Annotated in this window: 27 protein-coding genes and 1 other RNA gene; 23 read left to right on the forward strand and 5 right to left on the reverse strand. The window is 44.8% G+C overall.

What is annotated here, in order from left to right; all coding sequences use genetic code 11:
* Nucleotides 1–68: 68 nt before the first annotated feature.
* A complete protein-coding gene (locus tag QUB24_RS07925) occupies nt 69–773 on the forward strand; it encodes a ComF family protein (protein ID WP_333152206.1) in 705 nt (234 codons plus the stop codon).
* A gap of 462 nt (nt 774–1235) precedes the next feature.
* On the opposite strand, the gene QUB24_RS07930 is transcribed toward QUB24_RS07925, so the two are convergent.
* On the reverse strand, nt 1236–1790 hold the full coding sequence (locus QUB24_RS07930; RefSeq protein WP_333152208.1) for a 2'-5' RNA ligase family protein: 555 nt from the start codon (nt 1788–1790) through the stop codon (nt 1236–1238).
* Nucleotides 1791–1910: 120 nt separating this feature from the next.
* Between QUB24_RS07930 and QUB24_RS07935 the strand changes: the two genes are divergently transcribed.
* The 15 genes from QUB24_RS07935 to QUB24_RS08005 all read left to right on the forward strand — a co-directional run bounded on the left by QUB24_RS07935 (nt 1911) and on the right by QUB24_RS08005 (nt 11243).
* Nucleotides 1911–2177, forward strand: coding sequence for a YciI family protein (locus QUB24_RS07935; protein WP_006632991.1), 267 nt, complete (start codon nt 1911–1913; stop codon nt 2175–2177).
* 23 nt (nt 2178–2200) lie between these two features.
* An RNA gene (gene ffs / locus QUB24_RS07940) (signal recognition particle sRNA small type) lies at nt 2201–2297 on the forward strand.
* Between the two features lie 23 nt (nt 2298–2320).
* The gene (locus QUB24_RS07945; RefSeq protein WP_333056143.1) at nt 2321–2701 is read left to right on the forward strand and encodes a phasin-related domain-containing protein; all 381 of its coding nucleotides are present in this window, start codon (nt 2321–2323) and stop codon (nt 2699–2701) included.
* 198 nt (nt 2702–2899) lie between these two features.
* Nucleotides 2900–3343, forward strand: a complete 444-nt coding sequence (locus tag QUB24_RS07950) for a hypothetical protein (RefSeq protein WP_333152210.1) — start codon at nt 2900–2902, stop codon at nt 3341–3343.
* Between the two features lie 24 nt (nt 3344–3367).
* Nucleotides 3368–3937 (forward strand): Uma2 family endonuclease, encoded by a 570-nt coding sequence (locus QUB24_RS07955; protein ID WP_333152212.1) that lies wholly within the window; start codon nt 3368–3370, stop codon nt 3935–3937.
* A 96-nt stretch (nt 3938–4033) separates the two neighbouring features.
* A complete protein-coding gene (locus QUB24_RS07960; protein ID WP_333152382.1) occupies nt 4034–5380 on the forward strand; it encodes a DNA phosphorothioation system restriction enzyme in 1347 nt (448 codons plus the stop codon).
* Nucleotides 5381–5467: 87 nt separating this feature from the next.
* Nucleotides 5468–5743, forward strand: coding sequence for a hypothetical protein (locus tag QUB24_RS07965; protein ID WP_333152214.1), 276 nt, complete (start codon nt 5468–5470; stop codon nt 5741–5743).
* Complete coding sequence (locus QUB24_RS07970; protein ID WP_333152216.1) at nt 5740–7806, forward strand: AAA family ATPase; 2067 nt, start codon at nt 5740–5742, stop codon at nt 7804–7806. Before QUB24_RS07965 ends, QUB24_RS07970 begins: the two co-directional genes overlap by 4 nt.
* Complete coding sequence (locus QUB24_RS07975) at nt 7796–8452, forward strand: Uma2 family endonuclease (RefSeq protein ID WP_333152218.1); 657 nt, start codon at nt 7796–7798, stop codon at nt 8450–8452. Before QUB24_RS07970 ends, QUB24_RS07975 begins: the two co-directional genes overlap by 11 nt.
* 12 nt (nt 8453–8464) lie before the next feature.
* A complete protein-coding gene (locus tag QUB24_RS07980) occupies nt 8465–8785 on the forward strand; it encodes a nucleoside triphosphate pyrophosphohydrolase (protein ID WP_333152220.1) in 321 nt (106 codons plus the stop codon).
* A 67-nt stretch (nt 8786–8852) separates the two neighbouring features.
* Complete coding sequence (locus QUB24_RS07985; RefSeq protein WP_333105229.1) at nt 8853–9323, forward strand: DNA phosphorothioation-associated protein 4; 471 nt, start codon at nt 8853–8855, stop codon at nt 9321–9323.
* A gap of 10 nt (nt 9324–9333) precedes the next feature.
* A complete protein-coding gene (locus tag QUB24_RS07990) occupies nt 9334–10386 on the forward strand; it encodes an endonuclease/exonuclease/phosphatase family protein (RefSeq protein WP_333152222.1) in 1053 nt (350 codons plus the stop codon).
* A 44-nt stretch (nt 10387–10430) separates the two neighbouring features.
* A complete protein-coding gene (locus tag QUB24_RS07995) occupies nt 10431–10667 on the forward strand; it encodes a hypothetical protein (RefSeq protein ID WP_333152224.1) in 237 nt (78 codons plus the stop codon).
* Nucleotides 10668–10852: 185 nt separating this feature from the next.
* Nucleotides 10853–11041: a DUF6888 family protein gene (locus tag QUB24_RS08000; RefSeq protein WP_333077086.1), complete on the forward strand. Its 189-nt coding sequence runs from the start codon at nt 10853–10855 to the stop codon at nt 11039–11041.
* Between the two features lie 10 nt (nt 11042–11051).
* Complete coding sequence (locus tag QUB24_RS08005) at nt 11052–11243, forward strand: DUF6887 family protein (RefSeq protein ID WP_333152226.1); 192 nt, start codon at nt 11052–11054, stop codon at nt 11241–11243.
* A 62-nt stretch (nt 11244–11305) separates the two neighbouring features.
* Here QUB24_RS08005 and QUB24_RS08010 read toward each other — a convergent pair whose 3' ends face one another.
* Entirely contained in the window at nt 11306–12898 is a 1593-nt protein-coding gene (locus QUB24_RS08010) for a DGQHR domain-containing protein (RefSeq protein ID WP_333152228.1), read from the reverse strand.
* Between the two features lie 490 nt (nt 12899–13388).
* On the opposite strand from QUB24_RS08010, the gene dndB reads away from it, so the two are divergent.
* The 4 genes from dndB to QUB24_RS08030 all read left to right on the forward strand — a co-directional run bounded on the left by dndB (nt 13389) and on the right by QUB24_RS08030 (nt 18070).
* Complete coding sequence (dndB, locus tag QUB24_RS08015) at nt 13389–14501, forward strand: DNA sulfur modification protein DndB (RefSeq protein WP_333152230.1); 1113 nt, start codon at nt 13389–13391, stop codon at nt 14499–14501.
* Between the two features lie 165 nt (nt 14502–14666).
* A complete protein-coding gene (locus QUB24_RS08020; protein ID WP_333152232.1) occupies nt 14667–15635 on the forward strand; it encodes an HNH endonuclease in 969 nt (322 codons plus the stop codon).
* A 22-nt stretch (nt 15636–15657) separates the two neighbouring features.
* Nucleotides 15658–17376 carry a DNA phosphorothioation system sulfurtransferase DndC gene (gene dndC, locus QUB24_RS08025; protein WP_333152234.1) on the forward strand — a complete coding sequence of 573 codons (1719 nt, stop codon included), beginning with the start codon at nt 15658–15660 and terminating at the stop codon, nt 17374–17376.
* A gap of 130 nt (nt 17377–17506) precedes the next feature.
* Complete coding sequence (locus QUB24_RS08030; protein WP_333152237.1) at nt 17507–18070, forward strand: GxxExxY protein; 564 nt, start codon at nt 17507–17509, stop codon at nt 18068–18070.
* Nucleotides 18071–18130: 60 nt separating this feature from the next.
* On the opposite strand, the gene QUB24_RS08035 is transcribed toward QUB24_RS08030, so the two are convergent.
* Nucleotides 18131–18292, reverse strand: a complete 162-nt coding sequence (locus QUB24_RS08035) for a hypothetical protein (RefSeq protein ID WP_333152239.1) — start codon at nt 18290–18292, stop codon at nt 18131–18133.
* A gap of 11 nt (nt 18293–18303) precedes the next feature.
* Between QUB24_RS08035 and dndD the strand changes: the two genes are divergently transcribed.
* The gene (gene dndD, locus QUB24_RS08040) at nt 18304–20301 is read left to right on the forward strand and encodes a DNA sulfur modification protein DndD (protein WP_333152241.1); all 1998 of its coding nucleotides are present in this window, start codon (nt 18304–18306) and stop codon (nt 20299–20301) included.
* A gap of 264 nt (nt 20302–20565) precedes the next feature.
* The gene (gene dndE / locus QUB24_RS08045) at nt 20566–20967 is read left to right on the forward strand and encodes a DNA sulfur modification protein DndE (protein WP_015179042.1); all 402 of its coding nucleotides are present in this window, start codon (nt 20566–20568) and stop codon (nt 20965–20967) included.
* Nucleotides 20968–21072: 105 nt separating this feature from the next.
* Here dndE and thiD read toward each other — a convergent pair whose 3' ends face one another.
* Entirely contained in the window at nt 21073–21882 is an 810-nt protein-coding gene (thiD, locus tag QUB24_RS08050) for a bifunctional hydroxymethylpyrimidine kinase/phosphomethylpyrimidine kinase (RefSeq protein WP_333152244.1), read from the reverse strand.
* A 242-nt stretch (nt 21883–22124) separates the two neighbouring features.
* On the opposite strand from thiD, the gene QUB24_RS08055 reads away from it, so the two are divergent.
* A complete protein-coding gene (locus QUB24_RS08055; RefSeq protein ID WP_333152247.1) occupies nt 22125–22904 on the forward strand; it encodes an MBL fold metallo-hydrolase in 780 nt (259 codons plus the stop codon).
* Between the two features lie 167 nt (nt 22905–23071).
* On the opposite strand, the gene ftsZ is transcribed toward QUB24_RS08055, so the two are convergent.
* Nucleotides 23072–24346 (reverse strand): cell division protein FtsZ, encoded by a 1275-nt coding sequence (ftsZ, locus tag QUB24_RS08060; RefSeq protein ID WP_333152249.1) that lies wholly within the window; start codon nt 24344–24346, stop codon nt 23072–23074.
* Between the last annotated feature and the right edge of the window lie 223 nt (nt 24347–24569).

Consider the following 24569-nt stretch of genomic DNA (forward strand, 5'->3'; position numbering starts at 1 on the left):
CGAGCCTGTCGGTGGAAACTGATTGAAGTTGAAAGTTTTTCCCATTAATCACTTACGACAATTTTAGGATGAACAAGCGACAATGGACGGGATTAGTCAAATCTTTTCTCAATCTATTTCTTAAGTCTAACTGTCCTCTTTGTCAGCGACCTGCCGCCGGAGAGTTTTGTCCCTACTGTGACAAGCAGCTTCAGCAATGTCAATTAAGCGATCCGGGTCGATTTTGGCATTCACAGCAGCGTGTTTTTGTGTGGGGTGAGTACGGCGGGGCTCTCAAACGGGCGATCGCAGCTTTGAAATATGACGGCAATCCGCAATTAGCCAAACCTCTCGGCGGCTGGCTGGCGGAAGCTTGGCTGAGTTTTCCCGAATTAGCTATAGACAATTTAACTGTTGTACCGATTCCCCTGCATCAAGAAAAGCTGAAGGAGCGCGGTTTTAACCAGGCGGAACTTTTGGCTGAAAGTTTTTGCGAGCTGACTGGTTTGCCTTTGCAGCGGCACGGTTTGGAGCGGGTGAAAAATACTCAGGCTTTATTCGCTCTGACGCCGCAGCAGCGACAAGCGGAAATGAAAAATGCTTTAGGTTTGGGGAAAGATTTTCGTCGTCGGCTCCCGCGCGATCGAGTGCTGTTAGTTGATGATATTTACACTAGCGGTACTACGGTTAAGTCGGCAATTCAAATATTGAAACATTCGGGAATTTCGGTTTACGGAACTGTGGCACTTGCAACTCCGAATAAGAGCGATCGGTCAATCGATTTTAGATTTTAGATTTTAGATTTTAGATTTTAGATTTTAGAATTGAAGCATTGACCCCACGGATAAATTGGGGGGCAATTTTATCGGATACAGGTTTTTTATTTCTCCACCACGGATGAATCCGGGGCTTGTATCCTTGATGCTTTCGGTAAGTTGTGACTGCCTTTAATTTTAAACCAATACGGTTCAGTTAACAATGTTAATTCCCCGGAACTCCCCCTAAATCCCCCTTAATAAGGGGGACGCAAGAGCAACTTCTTTTTCCCCCCTTTGTAGGGGCGGTGCTAAGAGTGCCCGCCCTCTTGGCTAGGGGGGATCGGTCTTATCTGAACCGTATTGAATTTTCAACAGTTTTGTAGTGAGGAAATGATATTTATCAGGATTTGCTAATAAGATTTTTTTGGAAAAACGAACCGCGAAGACGCGAAGGACGCGAAGAAAGAGAAGAAAGAGAAGAAAGAGAAGGGAGAGAGTTTAGGCGGAAAGTGGGAATTGGTTGCTGATGTTCCACCGGCTGCCGTCGTGAAGCAGTAAAGTTAATGCCGGAGCGGTAAACTCAAAGTGGAGCGATCGCCCTGCAAATTCCAACCAAGCCGTTTGAAAATTCTCTTTAGTTAAATCGCGAAACGCTACTGTCATGTGCGGTACAAATGGGCGAGTCTGAGAAAGTCGATCGACAATTCCCAAATTTGCCTCCAAATAACTCATCAAAGATGAGTGAATCTCCAGCAATTCGGGCGATTTGACAACATCAACGTAAATGACGCGGGGCGCGAAAGCAGCAAAACCGGATAGAGTAACGGGAATTGGCCGCCGATTTGCAGAAAACTGGTTCAAACTTTCCTCTAATTTGGGAACATCCTCCGCTAACGAGTGAAAAGGAGGTTGCAGCGTGATGTGCGGCGGCGAATTCAAAGCACCGCGGCTGTTGTAATGTTCCGCAAAATACTGTTGAATCTCAGTAATGTGCTGTTCAATATCGGGAGGCGGCACTAGGGCAATAAAAAATCGCTGTTTTGACTGGTTCATAGGATAACATCGCAGTTAAGAAAGGATGGTGCAAAATGGAATATAGAGCATTTGCCCTAGATCCCATTGCCGATCGCCCATTCCCAATCTAAAATATAAAATCTAAAATCCCAAATAAAAATGCCTTGGTTTGTCAAAATTGAGCAAGGAATTGTCGAAAAGCCTGTCTTTGACCAATACGTGCCAGCTCACAGAGCTTATGTCCGAGAGTTGATTTCTAAAGGACACCGAGCGAAAACTGGCTACTGGGGGCGGCGGGGCGGCGGTATGTTGCTGTTTGAGGCAGGTTCGATGGATGAGGCGAAGGCGATCGTCGCTGAAGACCCGCTGGTGAAGAACGGTTGCGTTATTTATGAAATTTATCACTGGTGTGTGGTTGAAGAATAAATAACTGTGTTATACTCATAAATGAACTGGACCCACGCGATTCCAACGCCCAAATCTTGTCAGGACCGGAAGGTAGCAGCAACACGGGATGCTTGTAATAGGCGTGGTCTCCGGTTCACCCAGTTTTATGAGGTGTAGCTCCTATGCCTGGTTTCGGAGATATTTTACAAAAAGCAGTGTACCTTGGTGTCGGGCTAGCTTCCTACGCTGGTGAAAAAGCTGGCAGCAAGTTAACTGAATTACGCACTGAAGCCCAAAAGCTGGCAGACGAATTGGTGAAACGGGGCGAGATGTCCACGGAAGAAGCTCGTCGCTTTGTTGATGATATGGTGCAACAGGCTCAGCAGCAGCCCCCCGTAGCCTCGGCTGGGAACGAAAAACCCGCTGAACCTCGGCGGATTGAAATTGTTTCTGAGGAAGAAGATGTCTCGGCAAAAGATGCTAAAGAGACAGGCGGCGTAGACAAGCTCCGCGAACAAGTGCAGAATTTACAAGAGGAATTGCGGCGGCTGAAGCGGGATTAAGCAGCAAAAAGCTCGCTCAGCAAACCATGAAGGGAACTCAGGATAATACTCTTGAGTTCCCTTTTTGAATATCTGCCCTGTCAAATGTGGACGGATATCCGGCAATAGGTAATAGAATTGAAAATAGGTGCGATCGCTTCGCATGAGGCTGGCTGCACCTGTCTGTAAAATATTTTGTAATAGCCAACTGTCAAATTCATGGAAGATTGGTCTAAAGATTTTTTTGGAGTAATGGAAAATGCTGTTTCTGAAGTAGAGCAGTTTTTCAGCGAAGTGGGCGAAGAGTTTGTCGAAATGCTCGACGTTTTGGCAAAAATGTCGGAAGAGTTTACAGAACAAGTACAAAATAATCTGATTAACGACATTGACGGTTATTTCAATGAATTTGACGGTTTATTTAATGAATTTATCGAACCGATAATTGAAATTTGCCGCGACTTCGACCCGCAATTGGATGAGATAGATTTGTCGATGGTGACTTATGTAGACCCTTCGCCGACGCAGCAGCCGGCTTGTCGCGGTTGTCGCAACTATCACGGTCAAGTTTACGGGGGAAATTTGTTGGTTTGTGCGATGCACCCTACTGGTGTGGAATCGGAGAGTTGTGCTGATTGGGAAACTGACAGCGATATGAATTTTTAAGAGTTTTTGAGGGTTTAATGGCTTATGGTAACGTCAATTCAGTCTCCGTCAAAGATTTCTCTGGAAGAGTTTTTGTTGCTTCCAGAAACTAAGCCGGCTAGCGAGTATGTTGATGGTGAAATTTATCAAAAAGATATGCCCCAAGGAAAACACAGTACATTACAATCCGAGTTTCCATCTGTGATTAATCGAGTTGGAAAACCGCAGAAGTTAGCATTTGCTTTTGCTGAATTGCGCTGCTCTTTTGATGGACGTTCTATTGTTCCAGATATCGCAGTATTCGAGTGGCATCGTATTCCTCTGAATGCTAAGAGAGAAATTGAAAATAGGTTTGAAACTCCGCCCGATTGGATAATTGAGATTTTATCACCGGATCAAAGTTCAACTCGCGTGATTAATAAGATTCTGTTTTGCCTTAAAAATAAGACTAAATTGGGTTGGCTGATTGACCCGGAAGAACGATTAGTTATTGTTTTTAAACCGCAGCAGGAACCTGAGATTAAAGAGAATGAAGATATTTTACCAGTTCTGGATGTGCTGTCGGATTTGCAACTGTCGGCGGATGATTTGTTTGGGCTGTTAAGTTTTAATTAGAAATGAGTTACAGTTGAGTCAGGGTAATTTTGCATCTAACGACATTTAAAGGTGAATCGCTCAACGGCTAATAATTCGCAATTTGGGTTTCCGAAAATGCCGCCATCGCTGCAATTGCGACAGTATCAGCGAGTGGCGGTTGCTAATTGGTTTGCGAATCAGGGACGTGGTACGCTGAAGATGGCGACGGGTAGTGGCAAGACGATTACTGCGCTGGCGATCGCCACTGAATTATACAATAAAATTAACCTGCAAGTCCTGCTCGTAATTTGCCCTTACTGCCACCTGGTGAATCAGTGGGCGCGCGAATCGGAGAAATTTGGTTTAAAACCTATTTTGGCTTTTGATAGCGCCCGCAGTTGGCAAAATAAGCTGGCTGCGGGTTTGTATGAAGTGCGATCAGGCGAGCGAGCATTTCTCACAATCATCACTACCAATGCTACCTTAATGGGAGATAGTTTGCGATCGCAACTGCGCTATTTCCCAGAAAAAACCCTGATTATTGGAGACGAAGTTCACAACTTAGGCGCGCCCCGTTTAGGAGAAAGTTTGCCGCGCAATATTGGACTGCGACTCGCCCTTTCCGCTACCCCAGAAAGGCATTTCGACGAACAAGGAACCGAAGCTATTTTAGATTATTTCGGCCCGGTTTTGCAGCCGGAACTCACCTTAGCCGACGCCATCCGCCAAAAAGCATTAGTACATTATTTATACTATCCAATTTTAGTAGAATTGACCGAAGCCGAAACCCGCAAATATTCCCGCTTAACTCAAAAGATTGGCTGGGCGCTTTGGGGTGATGAAAAAGTAGAAGAAAACGATGCTTTAACAACTTTATTAATGCAGCGAGCTCGGTTAATTGGAGCGGCGGCTAATAAATTAGTAGCGTTGCGAGAATTAATGATTCACCGTCTCGATACAGCCCACACTTTATTTTACTGCGGCGACGGTGCGATCGAAGGAGGTGCGCGCCGAAATAACAACCGCCAACTAACAGAAACCGCGAAGTTATTGGGTTCAGAATTAGGCTACCGAGTTAACACTTATACTGCGGCAACTCCTTTAGCAGAAAGAGAACGATTGCGCCAGCAATTTGAGAGTGGAGAATTGCAAGGTTTAGTCGCGATTCGATGTTTGGATGAAGGCGTGGATATCCCTGCAATTCGCAATGCTGTAATTTTAGCAAGCAGCAGCAATCCGCGCCAGTTTATTCAGCGCCGGGGACGCATTTTGCGACCACATCCGGGGAAGGAAAGGGCAACTTTATTTGACATGATAGTTTTGCCTCCAGATTTGGGTCGGGAAACCTTAGAAGTCGAGCGCAATTTGCTGCGAAAAGAGTTGAAGCGGTTCTTGGAATTTGCCGATTTAGCTGACAATGCTGGGGAAGCTAGAGTGAAATTGCTGCAAATTCAGAGGCGTTACGGGCTATTAGACATTTGACATTTATTAAGCTTCGGTTTATGTTTGAGAATAGAGAATTCTTCGATCGCAGTTTGAGTTGCTAGCTTTTAATATTTGAAAAAAAAAATGACTGAAAATCTGCATGAAAATCTGATTATGGCATTTAGATATGAAGATAGTGCGATCGCATCCGTACCGACAAGTCTTTTAGCAGAAAATCGTTCTGCTTATCAAACTCATCAGGAATTCAGCGACGTACAGCAACCAATTACTAGCGCGCCGCCCGAAGTCCGACAAATTATTGAGCGGGTATTAGAAATTGAAAAAGATAAGTTGTACATGAGAGCTCCCCGCCACATTAACGATGACATTTTAAAAATTATTAAGGAAGCAATTGTATGAAGTTAATCTCAATTACTCTGTGCAACTTTCGTCAATTTTACGGCAAAAGCCCAGAAATAAAACTAGCTTGGGGTATGCAAAATATTACAGTAATTCACGGTAATAATGGCGCCGGAAAAACTGCCTTGATGAATGCCTTTACGTGGGTACTTTACGGAAGATTTAGCGCGGCTTTTGCGGCAGAAGAACAATTAGTAAACAAGCGCGCTCTGGCTGAGGCGGAAATGGGAAAAGCCATAGGTTGTTGGGCGGAAATTGTGTTTGAACACGACAGCACACGCTACCAAGCAAGACGCATTCGTCGTGCTTATAAAAGTGAAAACACTGTAGAACATGGCAAGGATGAATTGTTTCTTAATGTAGCAAAAGATAACGGTCTCTGGCTGAAGCCGGATCAGCATCCCGATGATATTATCGGGCGGATTTTGCCGGAAAGTTTACATAAATATTTCTTTTTTGATGGGGAGCGAATCGAGCAAATTGTCCGCTATGACAAGAAGGGAGAAATTGCGGAAGCTACTAAGGAGTTGCTGGGGGTGGAAGTCTTGAATAGATCGATCCGGCATTTAGGAGAAGCAAAAAAATCTCTGGAGACAGATTTAAATATAATTGGCAATGCTGAAACGAAGAAACTTTTAAAAGATAAGCAAAAATTTGAGCAAGAAGCTGAGCAACTTTCGAGCCGACAAGTAGAAATCGAGCGGGAATTGGCGAACCAAGGAGAGTTAAAAAAAGCAGTTAATGGTAATTTGCTGGAACTTAGCGGTGCGGCCGATTTACAAAAGTTGCGAGACGAATTGGAAATCCAGAAAAGTTTATTTAAGCAACAAATTTCCCAAGCTACAGAGGCTCTAAAACGCTCAATCTCTATGCGGGGTTATGGGGTATTTCTGTCAGAGGCAGCGGCGGAATTTGAAGTAATAGTCGGGGGTTTGCGGGAATGTGGCTCGTTGCTTTCGGGGATTCAGCGGCCGTTTTTGGAAGAGTTATTAGCGCAGCAGCGGTGTATCTGCGGTGCGGAATTAGTGGAGGGTTCGGAGTCTCACCAACAGGTTAGCGGTTGGATGGATAAGGCGGGTGTTGGCGATGTGGAAGAAACAACTATTCGGATTAGCGATCGGGTAAATGAAATTAATAAACAAGTGGCTGATTTTTGGGAGGAAATTGACCGACACCAAGGCAATATCAGCCGCGACAGAACCGAACTTTCTCGGGTGGAAAATCAGTTAGACGATATTCACAACAAGCTGCGAAATTTTCCTGACGAGGATGTCAGCCGCTTGCAAAAGCGCTTGGATGAAATTGAGGCAAAAATTGGCGATTTGCACCGGGAAACAGGCTCTAATCAGCAGCAGATTGAGAGTTTGAAGGCTTCGATCGCGAATCTGGACAAGCAAATCGATAAGCAGCAACTGAATGAGCAAAGGCAAGTATTAGCCCAGCGCCGGATTGCTGCGACTCAGGATGCGATCGCTCGCCTAACTGAAGTGCGAGATCGCTTAGAGAAACAGTTTTGTTCTCAGTTAGAAAAGCGGGTGCAAGATATTTTTAGTCAAATTTCTTTTACTCCTTACATCCCCAAGTTGAGCGATAAATACGAACTGACGCTAGTAGAAAATACGTCGGGACAAGAATCATTGGTTGCCGCTTCTACGGGAGAAAATCAAATTCTCAGTTTATCGTTTATCGGCGGGATTATTGAGGGCGTGCGGGAGTGGAGTCAAAAAAATACTTTGATGGGCCCGGATAGCAGTACGTTTCCAATTGTGATGGATTCTCCCTTTGGGAGTTTGGACGAGATTTATCGCAAGCAAATCGCGAATAAGCTGCCGAAGTTGGCAAATCAATTGGTAGTTTTGGTAACAAAAACTCAGTGGCGCGGAGAAGTTGCTCAAGAAATGGAAAGTTGCACCGGTAGGGAATACGTGCTGGTGTACAATTCTCCGAAAGCTGATTGTGAAGAAGATGCGATCGAACTGGGCGGGACGCGCTATCCTTTAGTTAGGCGCAGTCCAAATGAATTTGAATATACAGAAATTGTAGAGGTGGAGTATGACTTCTAATTCGGCAATTACGCAGGTTTTGGAAACGGATATTTGGGTGAAGGCGACGTGGGAAGAGTTTCTGAATTTTGCTGAGAATTCAGCATGGGAAAAGGGTAAGTTTTATTATTATCAAAAACACATGAGGGTAGAAATGTCACCAGTAGGGCCATTGCACGGGCGTCAAAATTCAATTATGGCCTGTGTAGTTATTCTGTTTGCAACATTGAGAAATATCCGAGTAGTTCAGTTTACTAACACCAGTTTTCGCAAAGCAGGTATCGGCGAGTTTCAACCTGATTTAGCTTACTACATTGGTTCAGATTTAAGAGTGCCTCCTGATGATAGCAATTCAACAGTTGATTTGAATGAATACGATCCGCCTAATTTGGTAGTAGAAATTGGGGCATCTTCTTTTAACGATGATTTAGGCACTAAGCGGTTGCTTTACGAAAATGCAGGAATTAGTGAATATTGGGTTGAACGTGCGAACACGCGGGAGGTTTTTGCGTTTGCGATTAATGGCGGAGGTAGCGGGAGAATTCAAGAGTCGCGGGTTTTACCGGGGCTGGAAATCCGGTTAGTTGAGGAAGCTTTGAATCGGAGTCAAACAGAAGATGATGGGGAAATTAATCGGTGGTTGATTCAAACTTTTAGTCAAGGTTGAAAGGAGTTTGACGTGGAAAAAGATTATCATAAGTTGGTGCGCGATCGCATTCCTGAAATTATTCGCCAAAGCGGGAATGAATGCGAGGTTGTAATTTTGTCGGAGGCAGAATACCGTCAAGCTTTGCTGCAGAAATTGATTGAAGAAGCGGGGGAAGCGGCAGAAGCCCAGGAGGAAGATTTGGTGGCGGAATTGGCGGATTTGTATGAGGTAATAGATGCGGTGATGGCGAGTTTTGGCATTTCGGGCGATCGACTTTTGGCGGAACAACTGAAGCGGCGGGAAGCAAGAGGAGGTTTTGCACAAAAAATTATGTTGTTGCGGACATTGTGAAGTGGCCCTGCGCCCAGTGTTGGATATTGGCGAGATTTATAATAGTTAGAAACTAGATATTATGGCAATGGCTGCTAACAAAATTAGAATTGCTAAAGATAAAGCGGAGTTAGTCAAATCATTAACTTTATCGGATAACCACACTGGCCCTTTCCAGACTTACGCCGATGTCATCGCCTTCGCCGCATCCTTGGGAAAACAGCGGAAAAAACGATCGCCTTTGGGAGAAATTTCTAAACGAGAACCGGGTGCGATCGATGTTGATATTTTTGTATCCAGGGGTTACGATATGGCGATTAAATTAATTGCGATCGCCGAAACCAAAAATCCTCAAATTCTCTCCCATCTCGACGAACAATTGGAAGCAGAACGCTTGCAAATTTTTGAAGAATATGCTAATGGTGGACTGGAAATTTTGCGAGAAGAGTTGCGGGGGGCGGCGGATTATACCGATCGCCTTTTGTTGGTTTTGATTTCTGAAAGAGACAACCAGCATCGGTCAAATGAAGAATTCGATTTAAGCAAGTTTTTATTTTAATAGATTCCCAATGAAGCACATCCCAAAAGATATAATCAAGAGATGCTTAAAGCAAGCTGCAAAAATTCTCGCTTACAGTTACTCAGCATTTATTATCTGCTATTTCATTCTTAAACTAATCTTTTGGGATAGAATAGGAATTCTTGCCTTAATTAGCACTTTTAGCCCCTTAATTTTCTTCCCTACTTTCCTGCTTCCCATCATCGGATTGTTAATTATCAAAAAAAGATGGTTCACTGTTATTTCTGCGATCGCCTGCATTCTCCTAATAAGTTGGCTGCACATTAAATACTTTAGCCCCAAACCAATAAACATCACAAATTCGCAGCCCAGCATCAAAGTTTTATCTCATAACCTCAGTTGGCATAAAACTCAGTCACCTACTTTACTAAAACTGATTAAACAGCAAAAACCAGATATTATATTTTTACAAGAAATCGTTCCGGAAAATACCCAAAGAGTTTTTACATGGTTAAAAGCAGACTACCCCTATCAAATTGGCATTCACCCTGTAGGAATTCTCAGTAAATATCCAATTGTATCCAGCGAAATACTGCACTTAGCTGGCCATCCAGAAACGCAGCAGCGGGCAATTATTAAATTTAACGAACAAGAAGTAGTGATTTATAATATGCAAGCTACCGGGCCGTGGTTGAAGATGTCTAAAAAATTGGGTTTTATCAAAATTCCAGTTTACAAATATGACAAACGATCGCCTGAAATTCAAGACTTAGTGCAGCGAGTTGAGCGAGAAACTCTGCCAGTAATAGTCGCGGGCGATTTTAATATGACAGACGAAACTCAAGACTATGACAAGGTGCAGAAAGTCATGCAAGATGCTTTCCGAAAATCGGGATGGGGGTTTGGTTTTACCTGGCCTCACGGTTGGGAACTTAAGTTCTTGGTAAAAAGGTCGAATTGGAGATTAAATTATCCGGTTTTCCGGATTGATTATATTTGGTATTCAAAGCATTGGGGCGCTAAATCTAGTTCGGTTTTGGAGGCCACGGAGTCCGATCATTTGCCTGTAGGAGCCGAACTTATTTTGTTAAAGGAAGCCTGATTGTGAGAATTGGTCTATACTATTAAAAGCCAGAGGCAAACCCCATGCAAATTACCCTCACCCTTCCCGATCGCTTAGAACAGCAGCTTCTTGAGAAAGCTAGCCAACTCAACCTGCCCGTTGAAACCCTGATTTTGCAATCCCTGCGCCAACTATTTCAAGAAGACGAAGAAGAGCTATCTAAAGAAGATATCCTCAACAGCCTCCGAATTGCGCTTCAGGAAGTAGAAGACGGCAAAGTTCACCCGATCGCAGAACTTTGGGATGGTATTGATGTCTGAACCACCCAGCATCCAGGTTCTGTTTGCAGATCAATATCAAGCTATCTAAATGGGAAGGTAAACTTGGCTGCGATCGCGCTCTGTAGTATTGTTATAGCGACAAAAATTGCTAAAAATGATAATATAAATATACAACTTTCCTTGAGCTATATGTTAAAATAAGTATTAGGTTGAGTGATTGACAAATGCCTACTGCTGCCCAGCTAGAGAGTTTATATCGCATCAGTTATCAACTGACCTACACGATGCTTCAGCCTATACATCTGATTTGTGTTGACGATCGCACTCGTAACGTATACATATTGGCTGGGTACGATGAAGAGCTTGAGTTCCAAATTTTACCCAATGGGGAGTTTGCTGATGAGCCAAGTTAACTATAACGCCATGTCGAATACTGAATTGAAACAGTATTTTCTTAAACATCGTGGAAATCGAGCCGCATTTCAGGCGTACTTAGACAGAATCAATCAGCATCCGCTGAGGATTATTGCAAGTCCCGGCGATCCAGATTTTGATGAGAAAGTTCAAGCCGCAATTCGCCGCAAGTTAGAAGCGACAAGAAATCGCATCACTTGAATGAAGCTAGGGATACGGCACTGCCGTATCCTGTATTTCATCATACTCGATCCAATAGAAACTTAGCTCAGCACTGGCGGCAATCCTACCTCTTGCGGCTGCACAAACCTGCCGTTAAAACTAATAGCTTTATCCTCAAAAGTCCTCGCTTCCGCTACCGCTTGCCGCAAATGAGCTCGCTCCATATCGTCCTGAATTCCCCCCACCAAATATACAATTAACTTCGTCGCTAAATCCTTTCCTGAAACTAGCACTCGCTTTTTGTTCGGATCGTACAAAATCCCGTACCACGCCGACTCAGGATTATCCATGTGGCTAAATCCTTCATCGACATCGTACCTGCGGAGTTTGTCGAAAATAGATTTCAGGGAAAGTTTCTTTCTAAATACTAGAATTCCCAAAGCATTAGCTAAAGCAATTTGACCGACTGGACGGAACAAAATATTTCCCTCGCCCCCTGGCTTTTCAAAACTAAATCGGCGCAATTCTGCCGTTTCTTCGCCACTTTCAATTCTTTGATAGCTGGGCAAAGTGGCTAAATGATCGAACAATTTTTTAAACTCTTCAATTCCCTCTTTGAGTTCTTCATCTTCGGGACGCATGGGAATTAAACCTTTTCGTTCCGGCTTCCAATGGGGGAATTTGTATTCTAAATACCGTTCGGACATATCTTGCAGCGCTTGCAATGTGGTTAAGACAGTTGATTTTGCTGCAACTGTGGCGCTGTCCCAATTAACGCGGGGGTTTCTGTCTTCTTGTTCTTTTAATAAGGGATGGGTGACGGCAATTTTTCGGGCTGCGATCGCAAATCCGTTATCCTCGTTCAATAACGCTAGCTGGCCCTGACTCAGTGTTACGGCCATTAGGTTAACGTGCACAAAGATCGATCGCACGCGCCGTTGTGCTTGCTGTCGCGTTTCCCCCGCTACCGCCGCCGGAATAAACTCAATCCCGATTTTTTCGTGAGCTAATTTATACACTGTTTCGGGATCGATTTGATACTCTTCTGCTAAATCTTCGAGAGTAATTGCAGCGCCGACAGGTTTTTTATTTTTGTTGTATCTTTGCAGGATTCCGGTTTTAATTAAACTCATTAAACCTTGAACTCCCATCAGCCGATGCTGGCCGTCTAAGGCAAAAATTGAGAGTTCTTTAGAAACATTCAAAAGCCCTAAGTTCTCGTTTTTATCAAAGGATGTAAATTCCGTCGCGGATTTGGTTGCTACGCCATTTTTATCCCATTCCTGGGCTAGAGGATTGTCTACCCACGGGGGACTGACGACTACTAAAACTGCGGGGAATTTGTGCGATTTTCGGGCTGCTAAATATTGAGTTAGGGCGGCTTGGCGCGACCAATCTAAGGGACGCTGGATAATTTCGTCAATGGTTTCGTCGTCGCGGACGATGTTGTTGGTTTGGAGGTCGAATTTTTGGCGGAAAAGCGGCATTTGCGAAGCGAAACGGACGCGAGAGTCTAACCATTCTAGGGTGACTGAACCGATGTATGCTTCGCTGTTTCCCATCTGGGTTTTTTGGACGAAAATGCGATCGTCCTTTCCTAAATAATTATCTAATAAAAGTGCGATTTCCTGTCTGTCGCTATTTTCTTTTTCTAAAATTTTTATAGCGAGGTCATCCGCTGGGTTGGTGGTCATCGGCGGTTTTTATATAATTTGGCTATTTTTTCAAAAATATCATGGGTTAAATTGTATGTCAACTCTTGTTTTTTAAAAATTATTGTGAAATACTTAAAATACTAATTAAGTCCCACCTGATATATCATTGAAGGTTTTATTTGTCAATAGCAGAGGGGCGATCGGGCTTGATGCAGATGCGTCTGGGTCTCACGCGCCACAGTCTGAGTCCGCCAGGGGTTGAAAACCCGCCACCATCCGGGCCCGACAGGGGTCTCACGCGCCACCATCGGGGCCCGCCAGGGGTTGAAACCCCTGTCTCATAGCGAAAGTCCTCTGAAGAGGACTGAATACGGATCGATTTCGAGGTTTATGTTTAGTCGGTTTTAACCGACTTTCGCTATGAGACGGGGGTTTCAACCCCCGGCGGAATATCGGGGAAGCGAGTGAATTGACGATGGCACTTGCCCCTGATTTCTTCATACTTCGCACCTGCAACCAACAAAAAAATATGTCTACTCCTTCTTTTGAATACATTTTGCCGGTAATTCGGGGCATTCAAGCTGGCCGCGAATATTACGTGTCGATGTGTCCGGTGCGTTTTTTGCCGAAATTGTTTCCCTTTGAATCAGAAGATTTGCCGCCGTCTATGCGGGCGAAACGCGCGCTTAACAAAGCTAGGATTCCCGAAATTGCTGAGTATTTTGTTAAGAATCCTACAAATTATACTTGTGGGGCTATTGCTGCTTCGATTGATGCGGATATTACTTTTGAAGCAGTGGGAAATGAGGCGGAGGAACGGAAAATCGGTCGCTTGCGGGTGCCGATGGATGCTAAGTTTACTATTAATGACGGACAGCATCGGCGCGAGGCTTTTGAGATGGCTTTGAGGGAAAATCCGCAGTTGGGATATGAGACGGTGGCGCTGATTTTGTTTCTCGATGTTGGGTTGGAAAAATCGCAGCAGATGTTTGCTGATTTGAACGGTTTTCAAGTTCCTTTGGAGGCGTCACTCAGTCTACTTTACAACCACCGGGACGATCGCGCTTTTGTGGTGAAGGCGGTTGTTAAGCAGGTTGAGGTTTTCCGGTGTTTGACTGAGATGGAGAGGGGGAGTTTGAACGGGCGATCGCACAAATTGTTTACGCTGAGTGCGATCGATCGTGCTATCATGGCTTTGCTGTCTAATATTCACGGCAGCGAACAGGCAAAACCCTCTGGTTCTCGCACCAAAAAAGAACAGAAAGAGGAAGAACTTGCTCAAAAAATACAACTGGCGGTTAGTTATTGGAATGCGGTTTGCAGTTTTATTCCAGATTGGCAATTAGTTCTGCACAAGCAAGTTGCAGCGGGGGAAATGCGCCGGGATTGCGTACACTGTCACAGTGTTGTGCTTGAGAGTTTGGGGGAAGTTGGGGCCGCTTTGCTGTCGGTTTTTCCTGAGAGTTGGGAGGAACGTTTGAGCCTTTTGCAGCAGGTTGATTGGTCGATTTATAATCCTGATTGGGAGGGTGGGATTTTGTTGAAAGGCGGGATTTCTAAGTCGAGGGCGAGTGTTAGTTGGATGACTGATTATTTGAAGGTGAGGTTGGGTTTGGAAACCGCAGATGCACGCAGACAGTGATATAATTATCTCCTGTTTAGGCTAGAAAATTACTTTTTAGTCTGCTGACACTGCTTAAATTATCTAGTTTCTGCGTTATGGTTGTGCTTTGCGGTGCTTAACTTTTTGTTGAAAAAAGTGTTAAATTTTAGGTCGGATTGTATTTAATCATAGCGGGAGGAGAAAATGACTACAGGAGAAGAGTCCGTAAATAAGAATTTAGCATACTATCGACAACGTTTTGCCGCTCTTAATGTCAGTAATACACGCCAACGTGGTCAAGCTCATCATAAGCCAATATTACTATTATCAATCATCGATCTAATTGCTCAAGGAATAATTAGGGATAATCGAATTTATGTTTCAGACGACTTAATTAAAACCTTTAATAAATATTGGGATATCTTAGGTTCTGAATCTCACAATCGTGGTTTGCACTATCCATTTTGGCATTTGGAAGGCGATGGTTTCTGGCATAAAACATTAAAGTCGGGATTTAATGGTTCAAAGCCTAAGACCACTAACAAGCTAAGAGAAGCTGTAGAATACGGTAGTTGGGATAATGAATTATTCGCTTTACTTCAAGACCAAAATTCTAGAGCGGAATTAATAGATACACTGATTGCGACATGGTTTTCATTAAATAGGGAGGATATTGGAGATATTTTGCAAGTTAATCAAGACTTTGAAAAAGTTACTCAGACAGAAAGAGAACTATCAGACTCAGCAGTAATTACTGACGCAGAACCGAAATTTTATTTAACCAAATCTGCTGTTAGAAATGCTTTTTTCAGGAAAGCAGTAGTACATACATATGATTACAAGTGTGCATTTTGTCGATTGAAAGTCATCAGGAATCTCACTCAAACTATTGTAGATGGCTCACATATTAAGCCGTTTTCAAAGTTTTATGATAATCAAATTAATAATGGGATATCATTGTGTAAAAATCATCATTGGGCTTTTGACCAGGGTTGGTTTGCTATAGATGATAATTACAGAATTATGGTCGCTGATGACTTAGAAGAGGAATCCCCCAATGCCAGATGTATGAAAGATTTTCATAGTGAAACTATTCTCCTGCCAACTTCAGACCAAGATTTACCAAGACTTGAATCGCTAGAATGGCATCGGCTGAATGTATTTAGAGCTTAATGAAGTAACTGAGGTTGAAGACATGACAGAAACAATGCAAATACCACTCTTTCCACCCCGTAGTGTTAGTGAGTTAGTGACAGAAATAGAAAAATTAAGTAAAGAAATTAAAGAGTTATATTGTTTAGATGATATACCTTGGGTTTTAGGATATTCCGGCGGAAAAGACAGCACTACAGTAGTCCAGCTTATCTGGTATGCAATAGCAGAATTGCCACCTGAAAAAAGAACGAAAAAAATCTATGTAATCACAACAGATACACTTGTAGAAAATCCGATAGTTTCTACTTGGGTACGTCAGTCATTAAAACAGATGAAGTCTGCTGCTATAGAGCAACAGCTACCAATAGAACCTTATATGCTTTATCCAGATGTAAAAGATACTTTCTGGGTAAACTTGATGGGAAAAGGCTACCCAGCACCGAGACATGGATTTCGCTGGTGTACTGAACGCCTGAAAATCCTTCCTTCTAATCGGTTTGTTCGTGATATGGTGAGAATCAATGGAGAAGTAATTCTTATATTGGGTACTCGCAAAGCTGAAAGTATTAAGCGCGCGGTTTCAATGGAGAAACATGAAATAGGTCGCATGAGTGACCGTCTAAATAATAATTCTAGTTCCATTAAATCTCTGCTTTATCAGAGTCCTAGTCTGCCTAATTCCCTAATTTATAGTCCGATAGAAGATTGGCGAACTGATGAAGTCTGGATTTATCTAAATCAGTGGGCTAATCCTTGGGAAAATAGCAACAAAGATTTATTTACCATGTATCGAGGTGCAACAGCCGACAATGAATGTCCTTTAGTTGTCGATACTTCTACCCCTAGCTGCGGCAGTTCTCGCTTTGGCTGCTGGGTTTGCACAATGGTAAGCCAAGATAAATCTATGGAGGCAATGATTCAAAACGATGAGGAAAAAGAATGGATGCAGCCTCTTCTCGATATTCGCAACGAATTAGATATAAAAGACGATCGCCCAAAAAGAGACTTCCGACGCATCTACGGTAGAGTAGAACTGTTTGAACGCAACATGGGCGACGACACAACCTCCGTCGAACCCATCCCAGGGCCCTACACCAAATTCTGGCGAGAACACTGGCTGAGACGAGTCTTGGAAGCACAAACCCACATCCGCAAAACCGCACCCCTAGAAATGCGCGATATCACCTTAATTACCCCAGAAGAACTTAGCGAAATCCGCCGAATTTGGCTGGAAGAAAAGCATGAATTTGACGACTCTTTGCCCCGGATTTACGAAGAAGTCACGGGCGAACCTTTTGAAGATTCCCGTCCCGCCGCCGAAAGAAAACTCCTCGGTAGCGATGAATGGACTGCGATCGAAGAGATTTGCAGCGAGGACAAAATGCACCTCGAATTGATGGCAAAACTCCTCGATACAGAACGCCAATACTACACGAAGCCCCGCCGTACAGGCATTTACGCCGATTTGGACAAATGCTTTGAAACCAGTTCGCGATCGAAGGAAGAAGCGATTGGCAACGCCCACTATCAACGCAATTTAAAAAAAGCGGTGGAAGATATTAAAGCAAATCCGACGGAAAACATTCAGCAATTCAAAGATGCGATCGCCCAAACCAACAGTTCCGCCAAAAACGATACCGTTGATATTGCCAAACTTAAAGAAGAACTCGAAAGTAACAGCAATCAAAGCAGGCAGCTATCTTGGGCGGATATTAAATTTTCACCGCCAAATTCACGAGAGGAAAAACCTAGCGATTAGCACGCGCTAGCCTGCGGTTAAACCCAAACTTGTTGACAGCCACCCCGCCGAGCGATCGCATATAATGGTTTTTCAACTAACCGCAGCATTAACAAACCACCATCGTTTAAATTACACAATTTTTACGACCATGCTTGACCCTAATATTCCCCATCAGGATCTTACATACAGCATCATCGGCTGTGCAATGAGAGTACACCGGAGGACACAAAAAGGTTTAAGAGAAAAACATTACCAAAGAGCATTTGATGCAGAAATGCTGAAATCCAGTATTACAACAGAAATGGAATATCCCAGACAAATTTATGACGGTCAAGTTTGGATGGGAATTCTCTATCTAGATCATTGGGTAAATGAATGTATTGTAGTAGAAGATAAAGCCGTAAATTATCCAATGACCGATAAAGACCAAGCTCAAATCATAGCTTACTTAGCATCGACAGGAGCGAAAGTAGGTTTATTTATCAACTTTGGTCGCAGTAAATTAGAATATCACCGCATTCTCCCACCAAAATCCGTACAAGGTTGGCAACAACACATTCAACCATACTTGTGGCGGCCGAAAACAAATGGCAGAGGTTGGACAAGAGGAAGTGCAGGAACCTATGAAGAAACAGATGACGAACTCCCATTACCTCCCAACATTCAGTCCCAAAACGAAGAGGAAGATTCAACCGGTGTAATTGATTGGTAGCAAGGGAGGAGGGCGGTTAGCAGCGGATTTTGTAACGGATGTAACGGATGTAACGGATGATTAGTGGGAGATCACCAAATCTGCCACTAACCGCCGCCCACCAACCACCCATCCGCTAAATCCGCGACCAAATCTGCCACTAACCGCCGCCCCACCAACCACCCATCCGCTAAATCCGCTACAAAATCCGCTGCTAACCGCCGCCCCACCAACCAACAACATCTACATTTATAATGCAATTCCTCGAACTCGTCCTCAAAAACTTCGGCCCATATTCCGGCACCCAAACCATCAATCTCCGCCCCGAAAAAGACGGAAATCCCTGCCCAGTCATTTTATTTGGCGGCATGAATGGCGGCGGCAAAACCACCCTCATGGACGCCATTCGCCTCGCCCTCTACGGCGGTCGCGCCCAATGTTCCACCAGAGGCAATTTAAGCTACAGCGACTTTCTCAATCAATGCGTCAACCGCCACACTCCCCCATTAGAAGATACCCGCGTCGAACTAACATTTGAACAAGTCCAAGACGACAAATTAACTCAATTCAAAATAGTTAGATACTGGAAAAAATTAGATATTAAAGACAACTTAAGTATTCTCATCTACAGCGAGATTGTCAGCGATTGGTGGTCGGACAAAGCAATTACTAACACCTGGGACGAATACATCGAAACCCTTTTACCCGTAGGAATATCCAACCTATTTCTGTTTGACGGCGAACAAGTAAAAGAACTCGCAGAACTCGAAACACCGCCAGAGTTTGTCGTCGGGGCGATTAAATCTCTTTTAGGTTTAGAATTAGCAGAACGCCTCGCCGTCGATTTAGAAATATTAGCCGGCCGCAAGCGGAAAGAAATTGCTGGCAAAAAAGACTTGGCTGCTTTAGAGAAAATCGAACAAACTTTTAAGAAAATTACTGATGAAATAGACTTAGCTAAGCAAGAACAAGCCAGCTTTAAAAACGAATTAGATAAAGCTCAAAAAAATCAGAAACAAGCATCAGAAAAGTTTATTTCTGAAGGCGGGAAAATTGCCGCCGATCGCAGTCAGCTAGACAGCAAGCTAAACGACTACCGAAATCAGGCAGACAAAACCCGTCAAGCCATGATGGAATTAGCATCAAATACGCTACCACTAGCCTTAATTTCGCCCTTGCTAACCGAAGCTAAAATTCAAGCAGAAACAGAAGTCAGCCAGCAGCAAGCAAAGATTGCCCAAAATGTTATAAAACAAAGAAGCGATCGCCTTCTCAACTATATCACAGAAATCTCCTTAAATCCCCAACAGCTAGATAAAATTCAAGACTTCATCCGCCAAGAAAACCAAGAACTCGAACAGCAAGCCGCAACAGGCGTTCCGCCCTGGATGAACGCCGACAACAACAGCATCCAGCAACTAGAAAACCTCCTTAGCTACCAAATCAAAGCCCAGCAAATTCTAGCCCGCGACCACATAGAAGAAATCAAAAACATCGAATCCGAAATTGACTTCACAGACAGAGAACTCGCAGCCGCAGCTTCCCCCGAAGCCTACGAAAAACTAGAAGAAGAAGTCAGGAAAGCCCAAAAAGCAGTCGCTATCGCAGCCGCCGCCTGTGAATCCGCCAACCGCCGCGTCGATGAATTAGAGAGAGAATTAGCCAAAAACCAAAAAGAACTAGAAAGCTACAGCAGCGAATTCATCACCATCAGAAACAGCCAACACGTCATCGCTTCTATCGCCAAAGCCCAAGCTACCCTGAAACTCTTTAAAGAAAAACTCACCCTCAAAAAACTCAACAAACTGGAAATAGAAATTACCGACTGTTTCCGCTACCTGTTGCACAAAACCGACCTCGTGCACAGAGTTGCGATCGACACTCAAACATTTAGCCTCTCCATTTACGATCCAGAAGGCAAACCGGTACCCAAACACCGACTTTCAGCCGGGGAAAAACAATTGCTGGCGATCGCTTTTTTGTGGGGATTAGCCAGAGTATCCGGGAGACAGTTGCCAGTAGCGATCGACACTCCCTTGGGCCGCCTCGACTCCTCCCACCGAAACAACCTAGTGGAACGCTATTTCCCCTCAGCCAGTCACCAAGTCATCCTGCTTTCTACCGACACCGAAATTAGAAAAGTAGAATACGAAAAACTCCAAGAATTAGAGGCGATCGCCCACAGCTACCTCCTCAAATACGACTCCGCCCAACACCAAACCACCGTCGAAACTGGTTATTTTTGGGACTAAAAATTCGCGCAAAAAAATAGCCGCAACCCCCTTGACTTTGCTGGGGAGTTGCGGTAGTATATATCATAATGGGATGGTGGCGAAAATTTTATTTTTGCCACCATCCCATTATTAAGGATAAATCCTACTAGAATCACAATACCAAAAAAAACCGATTTAATCAAGTCGCGCCGTGTAAAAAAATGTTAATTATTTCGGGTTATTTAGAGGCTTTGCTTCCCCCACATTAACACTTTTTAAAATATACCAAACAATCTTAAACTCATGGAACCACCAGTCGATCGCATCCGCCTATCCCAAACAGGCAAAGACCAACTATCAAAACTGAAACGATCGACAAAAATCGATCAGTGGAATATTCTATGCAGGTGGGGATTTTGCCGATCGCTCGCCGAACCCAGCATCCCATCCCCAGTACCAATTCCCAGCGACAGCAACGTCGAATTAAGCTGGGATGTCTTCGGTGGCGACATGGCTGATATCCTGATAATGGCCCTCAAGCAGCGCTGTCACCAAGATAATTTAGGCACAGAAAAAGAAACTCTAGCGAAACAGTTTCGCCTGCACTTGCACCGAGGGATTGGTTATTTGGCGGGCGATCCGAATATTAAGAAAATTGAAGACTTGGTGGCGATCGCTCTTTCGCCTGAGAAATTAAGAAATTAACTGACAGTTGACAGTTGACAGTTGACAGTTGACAGTTGACAGTTGTTATTAGCAGACCCAAGCGAGCAACAAATAAATAACAAATAACCAATAACCAATGACTTCTTATTTCAGTAAAAGCGGGAAAAAATGACCTACTGGCCCTTGACCTTCCCCAATATCCAAAGCATATTTGAGAGCAGTAGTAACATAATCCTTAGCCAATGTCACCGCCGTCAATAAATCTTTACCTAATGCTAAATTAGCGGCGATCGCAGCACTCAAAGTACAACCAGTCCCGTGAGTATTCCCAGTATCAACATTTTCAGTCTTCAACACATCCAACCGCGCACCATCAAACCAAACATCAATTCCCCGCAAATCTCCCGCCATCCCGCCGCCCTTCACCAAAACAGCTTTCGCGCCTAAACGGTAAATCTGTTGCGCCGCCGATCGCATATCATCCACAGAATGAATCTCCAAACCGCTCAAAATAGTCGCCTCAAACCGATTCGGAGTCACGACAGCAGCCATTGGAATCAAAACATCGCGCAAAAATGCGATCGCCCCGTCATCAATCAATCGATCACCCGATCGTGAAACCATCACCGGATCGACAACCAAATTCCCTATTCCCAAAGCTTCCACCTGTGAAGCCACCGCCACCATAATTTCCCGATTCAGCAGCATCCCAGTTTTCACAGCCTGCACCCCAATATCCCCAACCACCGCCTCAATTTGAGCCGCCACAGCCTCCGCAGACAAAGCATCCACCCGCGTCACCCCCAAAGTATTTTGAGCCGTCACACAAGTCAAAGCACTTGTACCGTGCACGCAGTGAAACGCAAAAGTCCGCAAATCCGCCTGAATCCCAGCCCCACCGCCACTATCGGAACCAGCCACAGTCAAAGCCACAGGAATCCTAGATTTAATCATCCTCTTTCACCCCAGATAAACACCAACTTGAACCAGACAAATCCCAATCATATCTGTGGCACGGGCGTCCCGCCTGTGTTAACTGTGGCACGGGCGTCCCGCCTGTGCTTCCCCGTGGCACGGGCGTCCCGCCTGTGCTTCCCCGTGGCACGGGCGTCCCGCCTGTGCTTCCGAAGGGGTTAAAATTCCCAAACAAAATTAGCTATGATTAAACCAAATGTAAAGAATTATTGCAAACAACTGTGAAAATCACCCGAATCGACCTGAACTCTTGGATCTTCCACATCGCAGGCCAAACCATCCTCGTCGATCCCTGGCTAATCGATCCCCTCGTATTTTACGGTCAACCCTGGCTGTTCACCGCCTACCACAACACCCCCGTCGCCTTCACTCCCAGCAGCTTACCGCCGATCGACCTCATCCTAATTTCCCAAGGATTAGACGACCACTGCCACAGACCAACACTCGAACAGCTCGATCGCACAATTCCCGCGATCGCCTCACCCACCGCCGCCAAAGTCCTCAGCAGTTTAGGCTACACTAATATCACATCTTTAGCAAATTGGCAAGAGTTAAATTTTAAAGAAAAGTTACAAATTACCGCCGTACCCGGAGCCCAAATCCAGCCGGGACAGGAAGAAAACGGCTATTTGCTCAAAGATTTAAGCAGTGGCGAGACACTTTATTACGAACCGCACCTGCCACCATTAGAAAAAGTCAAACAGAAAATAGACACAGTAGACGTAGCCATCGCCCCAGTCATCGGTCAAATCTTCCCATTCCTCGGACAAGTCATCATCGGCCCTGCAGAAGCCCTCAGCCTCGCCCAAACACTGAAACCTCGGTTTTTTCTGCCTACAGCCGCGGGAGACATCCGAGCCACAGGCATTTTACCAATGTTAGTGCGATCGATCGGCAGCATCCCCGAATTTCGCGATTTGCTAGCAAAATCCGGCCTCTCCACCCAACTCCTCGAACCCGAACCAGGCCAAACCCTAGAAATTTTAGATTTTAGATTTTAGATTTTAGATTTTAGATTTTTTAGATTTTAGATTTTAGATGCTCGATATTTTCGATTTTTTAGATGGGAGATTGGAGATTCAATGGCAAATCCCCAATCTAAAATCCAAAATCCCCAATCTAAAATCCCAAAATCCCCAATCTAAAATCTAAAATCTAAAATCTAAAATCATCTTGGCGGGCGACGGTTGCGTAAAAACTCAGGAATATCCAATCCCAAATCCTGCGGCGGTTTCGCTTTCGGATCGGGCGTCTGTTGAGCAGGAGTCGTCGGCACAGTTGCAGCCCGCCAAGGAGCATTAACATTTTGTGTCCGCCCCGGAGGCGGAGGCGACGCAACTTCTCCCGAAAAACCAGTAGCGATCACAGTAATCTTAATTTCGCCCTGAAGCCGCTCGTCAATCACCGCTCCAAAAATAATATTGGCATTCGGATCGACAACCTCGTAAATCGTCTCAGCCGCCGCATTCACCTCGTGCAGCGTCATGTCAGTACCGCCCGTGATGTTAAACACCACACCTCTAGCGCCCTCAATAGACGAAGCTTCCAGCAGAGGGGAAGAAATAGCCTGCATCGCAGCCTCCCTAGCCCGCGACTTGCCCGAACCCACGCCGATGCCCATCAAAGCCGAACCCGCATCTGCCATTACTGCCCGCACGTCAGCAAAGTCAACATTCACCAAACCGGGAATCGTAATAATGTCAGAAATACCCTGAACCCCTTGGCGCAGGATATCGTCAGCAACTCGAAAAGCCTCTTGTACCGGCATTTGTTCCGAAATCACAGACAGCAGCTTGTCGTTAGGAATTACGATCAGCGTATCCACCCGCGTTTGCAAAGCTGCAATCCCTTCCTCAGCTTGGCTGGTGCGCCGCCGTCCCTCAAACGTAAAAGGCCGCGTTACTATGCCCACAGTCAAGGCGCCCATTTCCTTAGCCACCTCAGCCACGATCGGAGCCGCGCCCGTGCCCGTACCACCGCCCATGCCGGCCGTGATAAATACCAAATCCGCGTGATTCAGAGCATTAGCAACCTCGTCGCGAGATTCCTCCGCAGCCTTTTGACCGATCGCCGGATTGCCCCCGGCCCCCAAACCGCGCGTCAACTTCTGTCCGACTTGCAAGCGTTTCGGAGCATTTGAGAGAACCAGAGCTTGGGAATCTGTATTCACGCACCAAAACTCGACACCAGAAACCTCGCTAGCAATCATCCGGTTAACGGCGTTGCCCCCACCGCCGCCGACGCCAATTACTTTGATTTTGGCAGCACTGCTGGGCATTATGTCTTTGGGATTGACCATAGGATCGATATCAATACTATCTACATTTACATAACCAGACTTGCGTCTAAAGGGATTGGCGGAATCTGCAGCCACCGGAAAATTTTTTACTTCTTCCGAAGGGGGACTGTCTTGGTCAGACCCCTGTCTATTATTAAGCTTCATTAGAGTCGGGGATGGTAGATTAGAGCTTGTTAACTAAACGCCAATTCACAATCAACTATAGGCTAAGTTGCGCGAAAAACTAACACAGATCGATGCTTAATGTTAGCAATCTCGGATTTGGCCGACCTCGCTAGCCCAGACCTCGCTTGACGCCATCCAGGTACTTGACCGGATTAAGGCAATTGTAAGCAAGGCAGAAGGAAAAAAAATGGATACTAGCCCC

Origin of the sequence: Microcoleus sp. B9-D4, assembly GCF_036705105.1 — a bacterium.
Classification (GTDB): Bacteria; Cyanobacteriota; Cyanobacteriia; order Cyanobacteriales; family Microcoleaceae; genus Microcoleus.

Excerpts from the sequence above, each read along its gene's own strand:
- QUB24_RS07935 (WP_006632991.1), top strand. The coding sequence starts at position 1,911 with ATGCCTTGGTTTGTCAAAATTGAGCAAGGAATTGTCGAAAAGCCTGTC.
- QUB24_RS07930 (WP_333152208.1), bottom strand. The coding sequence starts at position 1,790 with ATGAACCAGTCAAAACAGCGATTTTTTATTGCCCTAGTGCCGCCTCCC.
- dndB (WP_333152230.1), top strand. The coding sequence starts at position 13,389 with ATGTCTACTCCTTCTTTTGAATACATTTTGCCGGTAATTCGGGGCATT.
- QUB24_RS07965 (WP_333152214.1), top strand. The coding sequence starts at position 5,468 with ATGACTGAAAATCTGCATGAAAATCTGATTATGGCATTTAGATATGAA.
- QUB24_RS08035 (WP_333152239.1), bottom strand. The coding sequence starts at position 18,292 with ATGTTGTTGGTTGGTGGGGCGGCGGTTAGCAGCGGATTTTGTAGCGGA.
- QUB24_RS07970 (WP_333152216.1), top strand. The coding sequence starts at position 5,740 with ATGAAGTTAATCTCAATTACTCTGTGCAACTTTCGTCAATTTTACGGC.
- thiD (WP_333152244.1), bottom strand. The coding sequence starts at position 21,882 with ATGATTAAATCTAGGATTCCTGTGGCTTTGACTGTGGCTGGTTCCGAT.
- QUB24_RS07975 (WP_333152218.1), top strand. The coding sequence starts at position 7,796 with ATGACTTCTAATTCGGCAATTACGCAGGTTTTGGAAACGGATATTTGG.
- QUB24_RS07960 (WP_333152382.1), top strand. The coding sequence starts at position 4,034 with ATGCCGCCATCGCTGCAATTGCGACAGTATCAGCGAGTGGCGGTTGCT.
- dndC (WP_333152234.1), top strand. The coding sequence starts at position 15,658 with ATGACAGAAACAATGCAAATACCACTCTTTCCACCCCGTAGTGTTAGT.
- QUB24_RS07990 (WP_333152222.1), top strand. The coding sequence starts at position 9,334 with ATGAAGCACATCCCAAAAGATATAATCAAGAGATGCTTAAAGCAAGCT.
- dndE (WP_015179042.1), top strand. The coding sequence starts at position 20,566 with ATGGAACCACCAGTCGATCGCATCCGCCTATCCCAAACAGGCAAAGAC.
- QUB24_RS07955 (WP_333152212.1), top strand. The coding sequence starts at position 3,368 with ATGGTAACGTCAATTCAGTCTCCGTCAAAGATTTCTCTGGAAGAGTTT.
- QUB24_RS07945 (WP_333056143.1), top strand. The coding sequence starts at position 2,321 with ATGCCTGGTTTCGGAGATATTTTACAAAAAGCAGTGTACCTTGGTGTC.
- QUB24_RS08020 (WP_333152232.1), top strand. The coding sequence starts at position 14,667 with ATGACTACAGGAGAAGAGTCCGTAAATAAGAATTTAGCATACTATCGA.
- QUB24_RS07925 (WP_333152206.1), top strand. The coding sequence starts at position 69 with ATGAACAAGCGACAATGGACGGGATTAGTCAAATCTTTTCTCAATCTA.
- QUB24_RS07985 (WP_333105229.1), top strand. The coding sequence starts at position 8,853 with ATGGCTGCTAACAAAATTAGAATTGCTAAAGATAAAGCGGAGTTAGTC.
- QUB24_RS08030 (WP_333152237.1), top strand. The coding sequence starts at position 17,507 with ATGCTTGACCCTAATATTCCCCATCAGGATCTTACATACAGCATCATC.
- QUB24_RS07995 (WP_333152224.1), top strand. The coding sequence starts at position 10,431 with ATGCAAATTACCCTCACCCTTCCCGATCGCTTAGAACAGCAGCTTCTT.
- QUB24_RS07950 (WP_333152210.1), top strand. The coding sequence starts at position 2,900 with ATGGAAGATTGGTCTAAAGATTTTTTTGGAGTAATGGAAAATGCTGTT.
- QUB24_RS08010 (WP_333152228.1), bottom strand. The coding sequence starts at position 12,898 with ATGACCACCAACCCAGCGGATGACCTCGCTATAAAAATTTTAGAAAAA.
- QUB24_RS08000 (WP_333077086.1), top strand. The coding sequence starts at position 10,853 with ATGCCTACTGCTGCCCAGCTAGAGAGTTTATATCGCATCAGTTATCAA.
- ftsZ (WP_333152249.1), bottom strand. The coding sequence starts at position 24,346 with ATGAAGCTTAATAATAGACAGGGGTCTGACCAAGACAGTCCCCCTTCG.
- dndD (WP_333152241.1), top strand. The coding sequence starts at position 18,304 with ATGCAATTCCTCGAACTCGTCCTCAAAAACTTCGGCCCATATTCCGGC.
- QUB24_RS08005 (WP_333152226.1), top strand. The coding sequence starts at position 11,052 with ATGTCGAATACTGAATTGAAACAGTATTTTCTTAAACATCGTGGAAAT.